General features: G+C 46.7%; 4 protein-coding genes and 1 pseudogene. 4 read left to right on the top strand and 1 reads right to left on the bottom strand.

Annotation, left to right across the window (positions count from 1 at the left end):
• Positions 1-146: 146 nt before the first annotated feature.
• Positions 147-421, bottom strand: a pseudogene (locus tag NDI42_RS28510) (transposase); the annotation flags it as partial.
• 937 nt (positions 422-1,358) lie between these two features.
• On the opposite strand from NDI42_RS28510, the gene NDI42_RS28505 reads away from it, so the two are divergent.
• From NDI42_RS28505 to NDI42_RS28490, 4 genes are all read left to right on the top strand, one after another.
• Positions 1,359-2,864: a mannitol dehydrogenase family protein gene (locus NDI42_RS28505; RefSeq protein WP_190453290.1), complete on the top strand. Its 1,506-nt coding sequence runs from the start codon at positions 1,359-1,361 to the stop codon at positions 2,862-2,864.
• Positions 2,845-3,588, top strand: coding sequence for an HAD family hydrolase (locus tag NDI42_RS28500; RefSeq protein ID WP_190453288.1), 744 nt, complete (start codon positions 2,845-2,847; stop codon positions 3,586-3,588). Before NDI42_RS28505 ends, NDI42_RS28500 begins: the two co-directional genes overlap by 20 nt.
• Before the next feature lie 182 nt (positions 3,589-3,770).
• Positions 3,771-5,276: a mannitol dehydrogenase family protein gene (locus NDI42_RS28495; protein ID WP_190453286.1), complete on the top strand. Its 1,506-nt coding sequence runs from the start codon at positions 3,771-3,773 to the stop codon at positions 5,274-5,276.
• Positions 5,277-5,368: 92 nt separating this feature from the next.
• Positions 5,369-6,294 (top strand): FGGY family carbohydrate kinase (locus NDI42_RS28490; RefSeq protein ID WP_242017573.1); only part of this gene is annotated, 926 nt, incomplete at its 3' end.

Raw genomic sequence — 6,294 nt, 5'->3', positions numbered from 1 at the left:
TCTGTCCATCATCAAAAGCTATGGCTCGATAAATGAGGAAAAACAAAAACTTATATTATTGTCGGCTTGAATCACTAATCAAGCCTTCTCTGGGTCTTCCATTATTTATTCAGCAAGCCCTAATTAGTTGGATTTTTCTTAAGGAGCAAACTTTTCAGGATTAGTTGTAGTCTCTGCTCTCTGAGGGCTTCTGCTTGCCAGGGCGATTCCGTCAAAAAGTGATGCAGTGACTGGGAATTTTCTAGTCCAACTACTTTAGCTATTTCTGGCAGAGTTTTTCGCTTAATCTCTGACACTATCCCCACATGCAGCTGTTTAAAAGCTTCTCATCCCTCCTAACTTCTGGAAACAGCTTTCTATAGTCTTCACAATATTCGTCCACAAACTTCACTGTGGGTCGAGCCTCTCTCGGCGCTATCATCGGCTCAGCTTAGGTTTCAACGATTTTCTCTGATTATATTTTTCCTGAAGTGACAAAAGAGCGTTAGTTAGACCTCGACGTGAAATGCTTGCTGTGCCAAGACTATACTTTCTTTGGCTCTTGGTTTCGTTTAGATCCCGTTAGCCAATTACTCAAACTCAAATCAGCTGTTTTTCAAGTAGTGACGTATACACTGGATTGTTGCTATAAGTCCCTCTAAAGAATTTCTTATAGATTCTTCTGAAGACAGAGAATAGCAGCTCCCAAGGCAAATACTATGAATGTGTACCGAGCAATTGGTGAATGGAGACACAGAATTTAAAAGACGCGATCGCAGCCGACAAAAAACAGTCTTGAATTGTAGTTAAAGATAGAGCCAGCCCGTAATTAAATCTATAGTGAAAGGGGACACTTTCAACCTATTACTCAAAAATACAGACAGACTGAGATTTGAGGTTAGGCAGCCCTTTTTACCACTATCAAAGCGCCTCTGGCTTTTTTGGGTCCTTCAATTGCATCAATTACAATTACTTTCCTAGCTTAGTCGTGGTAATGTAATTGTTTTTTTTCGGCAGATTGAAGACTCCTAAGAGAACCCTCGTCTCTAATTTTCGCATCCTTATAAAACAGATAGTGGATGAATCACGAACTTCGCAAGGTTGGAACAAGGTGGCATTATGTGCGGTATCGCACATAATGCCAGGTGAATGAAAACTTGATCTTTGATATTTAATTGATTGAGTTTACCTGATTTCTTCTTTCTCTGTTCTACCTGTCATACCCTATTTACGCTGTGGCTAAACGTTTTCTTGTAGATGCCACAGAGTATGCCTGAAATTTTCGCACTTTGAAATTTTTTTTGCTGTTTGTAGCTCATGAGCTATACGCAGACTGACCTATTTTTTTACCCCATTATCACACTTATTTAAGAAATCTCATGGTTAACTTACTCAGACCGCCCAGTGTTTCTTCAAGTTCTCGCCTCGGTACTGTAACTGGTTTGTGGAGGGAACAGTCTCCTTACGACAGGAGGGCGCTTAATACTGGTATCGTCCATTTCGGGCCGGGTCGTTTTTTTAGGGGCCACCTCGCCTACATAATACATAACTATCTTGCACAGAAGGATTCCCAAGAGCAGAGATGGGGGATTTGTGGGGTTAGCCTCAAGAGTCAACAGACCATTACTAGGTTGAAACCGCAGAGATTCCTTTACACTTTGACCAAACATTCTAGTTGCGCTCAAAATCGTGAGGAAGCTGAAGTTATCGGTTCTATCAGGGAAATCGTTAATGGTAGAGAGAAGTGCGAGTATGTGCTTGAAAAGATGGCGTCTCCCTCTGTGCATCTGGTGACTCTGACAATTACTCAAGGAGGCTACCATCTAGACAAGAGTTTTAATCTCGACACAGCGAATGAAGACATCGCGCACGATCTACAAAATCCTTCCACTCCTATCACTGCAATTGGCTTTATCGTAGAGGCGCTACGCCGACGACGCGATCGCGGAATGGCTCCCTTCACCACCCTTTCTTGCGATAACCTTCCAAGAAACGGGGAGATCCTGCGAAAAGCCGTGCTAGCTTACGTTGAAGAGATCGATCCTCAGCTTGCAGAATACATCAGGGATAACGCGACCTTCCCTAATACGGTGGTAGACAGGATTGTGCCTCAAGAGCAGGAATCCGACTATGACTACCCCAGGCGACTGTTGCAAGTTCGCGGTCGCGCACCCATTGTGACGGAGCCATTTTGGCAGTTTGTCGTGGAAGACAACTTCACCGGCGATCGACCCAAGTGGGAAGATGTGGGGGTCATTATGACGAAAGACATCACTCCCTTTCTGTATATGAAGTCGAGATTCTTGAATGCAGTACACTCCTTCATAGCCTGTTTAGCTGTAAGAGCAGGTATAGAGTATATGCATGAGGCGATCAGGCAACCGGAAATCCACTTGTTTGCTCGGCTTCTTATGGAGGATATCGCAGCAGCAACACCCGTGCCTCGCCAGATGTGCGAACAATATATGGAGCAGGTGTTACTAAGGCTAAGTAACGAGGATCTTCCCGATACTACTGAGAGAATCGCTTCAGAAACAGCGAGGAAAGTAGGCAAGTATATATTTCCGATACTTCAGGATGCTTATAGCCGCAAGGTCAGCATGAAGCGGATTATACTTCCCGTTGCGGCGTGGCTTCTTGCAGTCAGAGAGGGGGCAAGCGAGTCGGGTCACCCCTATCATGCCAAGGATACCGAAAGCGCAATTACAGCGATTCAAGAAGGCGCGTTGATTAGCGGGATTCTGGGATTGGAAAATGGCGAAGAGACACAGGTAGTAGATAATGAATGCCACAAAGCTTTGCAAGATCTTCAGACCCAGGGACTATTAACTACGCTGAAGAATTACAGTGAGGGAGGTCTTTTAAATGAAACCGCTTCAGCCTGATAAGGTGGTGCTTTTCGATCATGACGGAACTGTCGTTGATAGTGAAACCATAGCACTTAAGAGCGCGTGGAGGCTGACAAATGAAGTGGCTCATGAGTTCCCTGGCGCTCAACACTATGAGCTTGAGGACTTTATTAAAAGCTTCGCAGGGAAACCTTACAGGGAAATACTCAAGCAGATCTACGCAGACTCATTAACCGCTCTTAATGAGCGCGATATTGACAGGCTAGTGGCTCAAGAAGAAAAGAGAGCGATCGAACGGCTTAGTGTAGAGGCAAAAGCGACTGAAGGAACGCCTGAAGTACTGTCTTACCTGCGCGACGACGGATTTGAATTTGCACTAGTCAGTAACAGCAGCTTACAGCGGCTGAGTGCTTGCCTGGGTGCCGCTGCCTTGACCGACTATTTCCCAAGCGAGCGGATCTTTAGCGCTCACAACTCTCTCCCCGTTCCGCAACCCAAGCCGCTTCCTGACATCTACCTATATGCTGTGAAGTGTCTGGGCGCTGAAGTTTCCGATTGCATGGCAATTGAAGATTCTCTCAGCGGGGTAAGGTCTGCCGTTGCCGCTGGAATTGGGCAGATTATCGGTTATGTAGGGGGAACTCATATAAGCGAGAACGAACGAAGAAGCCGTGCAGATGCTCTTCAGTCGGCTGGTGCCCACCAAGTTATCGAGCGGATGCACGATCTTATCGGGATATTGTCAGCAACGCCAGTGTAAGGACACGGGGCATCAGGCGATCGCTTGATGCCCTTAGCAGGATATCTGAAAAGTCAGATTTTGTTAAGAATAGCCTGGGCGACCACTTCATTGGAGATCGGTTTTGCGATCGACTTGCGATGTAGAGCAGCCAAAATTGAATCCAGCTTTTTCACTCCTCCTGCAATACCGAATAATAAGCCATGAACAGCAATACCAGCACAGGCTCAACAATCAAGCTGAATCAAGCATCCCTGTCTCATTTACCTGGAAACGTGCCCATACCCGAGTACGATCGCCATCAAATTACTAATGGAATTGTGCATATTGGGGTTGGTGGATTTCATAAATCGCACCAAGCACTTTATCTTGATGAATATTTTCATCAGAATCCTGGTAGTGATTGGGGAATCTGTGGTGTTGGATTGCTGGACTATGACTATGACAGGCGAATGCGGGATGCGCTTCTGTCCCAAGATTGTTTGTATACCTTAGTTGAGCGATCGCCTTCTAGCGATCGCGCTCGAATCATTGGCTCAATCACTCGCTACCTATTTGCACCAGACAATCGTCAAGCAGTTATTGAAGCATTAGCAGATCCCAAATGCCGAATTGTTACTCTAACGATTACTGAAAGCGGCTACTACTATATTGAAGGAAGTGGCGAATTCAATGTTAACCACCCAACGATTCAGCACGATTTGCAACATCCTGACCAACCAATCGGGACATACGGTTTTTTGACAGCCGCACTCGAAAAGCGACGTAAACAGGGGTTGGCACCCTTTACATTACTATCCTGCGACAATATCCAAGGCAATGGCAACATGGTGCGGAAAATGCTCACGACATTTGCCCAAATGCGCGATCCAGAGTTAGGACGTTGGATTGCTGAACACGTTGCCTTTCCCAACTGCATGGTCGATCGCATTACCCCGATGACAACCCCAGCAGATATCAAAATGGTGGCCCAACAGTTTGGTATTGATGATGCATTTCCAGGCGTCGCGGAGCCTTTCATCCAGTGGGTAATCGAAGATACTTTTTGTGCAGGTAGACCTGATTGGGAAGCCGTTGGCGTACAGATGACGAGCGATGTTCATCCCTACGAGATGATGAAAATTCGCCTGCTTAACGCCAGTCATATGCTGATTGGCTATCTCGGCTCTCTGGCAGGTTATACCTACGTTTATGAAGTCATGGCCGATCCCTTGTTTGAGCAAGCAGTCGCAAACTTGATGGACGAGGTGACGCCAACACTTCAACCCGTTCCTGGGATTGATTTAGACGATTATAAAAAGACTTTAATTGAACGGTTTTCCAATCCCAAAATTCGCGATCAGCTGCCGCGCCTGTGCCTGAATGGATCAGCGAAAATTCCTAAGTTTGTTTTAGGATCGATCCGCGATCAATTAGAACTTGGAGGTGCGATCGATTACCTAAGTTTGACGATTGCTGCTTGGTGTCGCTATCTCAATGGTTATGACGACCAAAATCGTCCGATCGCCATTGATGACCTATTAGCTGATATGCTCACTCAACAAGCTCGCTCAGGTAAAACAGATCCCACACCCTTCCTCAGCATCTTTGAAATTTTTGGAGATTTAGGACAGTCGCCACGTTTTGTCGAGACTGTTGCAGACAAGTTGAGCAGTTTGCATGAGTTTGGTGCTAAAAAAACACTGGTGCGATTCTCTCAGGCACAGTAAGGCATTATCAACTTAAATAGCGATTTGTTGGTTTATTAAGCAACAAATCTAATTTTGGATTCTTTACTTTTAAGTATGTGAGGATTAGCCTGATGCTGCTTGGCATAGATTTAGGAACAGGCTCTGCTAAAGCATTGCTCCTAGCGACAGACGGAACCACTATAGGTGAAGCATCAAGCTCCTATCCTGTTCATGCACCCCAACCTGGATGGGCTGAGTCGGAGCCAGGGGATTGGTGGTCAGGTGTTGGCGAGGCTGTTAGGAAGGCAGTGGGAAATCATGCCAATCAAGTACAGGCGATCGCACTTTCAGGGCAAATGCACGGTGTTGTCCTAGCTTCGGAGTCGGGTCAGCCCCTGCGTCCTGCTATCCTCTGGGCAGATACTCGCTCTAGTGCCACGCTTAACACTTATCATTCGCTCGATGCCGCTATTCTAGAGCGCTTGGGCAACCCGATTACGGCTGGAATGGCGGGGCCAACTTTGTTGTGGCTACGAGAACACGAGCCTACTGTTTACACCGAAGCGCGTTGGGCACTCCAGCCAAAAGATTGGCTACGGTTACGGCTGACTGGAGAAGTTGCAACCGAACCCTCTGATGCTAGTGGTACTTTACTTTACGATGTTGTGTCGGACGACTGGGCTTGGGATGCAATCTCAGCCTTGAATCTACGTTGTGATTGGTTACCGAAAATTATCCCCTCTAGTGCGATCGCAGGTTATCTAACAACTGTTGCTTCCGAGCATCTTGGCTTAAGAGTTGGCTTAAGAGTTATCGCTGGTGCGGCGGATACGGCAGCGGCGGCGCTTGGTAACGGACTACTAGAGCCTGGATTAGTTCAACTAACCATCGGCACAGGCGCTCAAATCATTACACCTCGTTCCCAACCCATTATCGATCCTCATGGTCGTACACATCTCTATCGAGCCGCCGTACCTAACCAGTGGTACACCCTTGCAGCCATGCAAAATGCGGGGTTAGCGCTGGAGTGGGTGCGAGGTATCCTCGGCTTGAGCTG

Origin of the sequence: Funiculus sociatus GB2-C1, from assembly GCF_039962115.1 — a bacterium.
In the GTDB taxonomy this organism is placed as follows: Bacteria; Cyanobacteriota; Cyanobacteriia; order Cyanobacteriales; family FACHB-T130; genus Funiculus; species Funiculus sociatus.
This window is presented reverse-complemented; position numbering and strand designations above follow the sequence as displayed.

Excerpts from the sequence above, each read along its gene's own strand:
- NDI42_RS28505 (WP_190453290.1), top strand. The coding sequence starts at position 1,359 with ATGGTTAACTTACTCAGACCGCCCAGTGTTTCTTCAAGTTCTCGCCTC.
- NDI42_RS28500 (WP_190453288.1), top strand. The coding sequence starts at position 2,845 with ATGAAACCGCTTCAGCCTGATAAGGTGGTGCTTTTCGATCATGACGGA.
- NDI42_RS28495 (WP_190453286.1), top strand. The coding sequence starts at position 3,771 with ATGAACAGCAATACCAGCACAGGCTCAACAATCAAGCTGAATCAAGCA.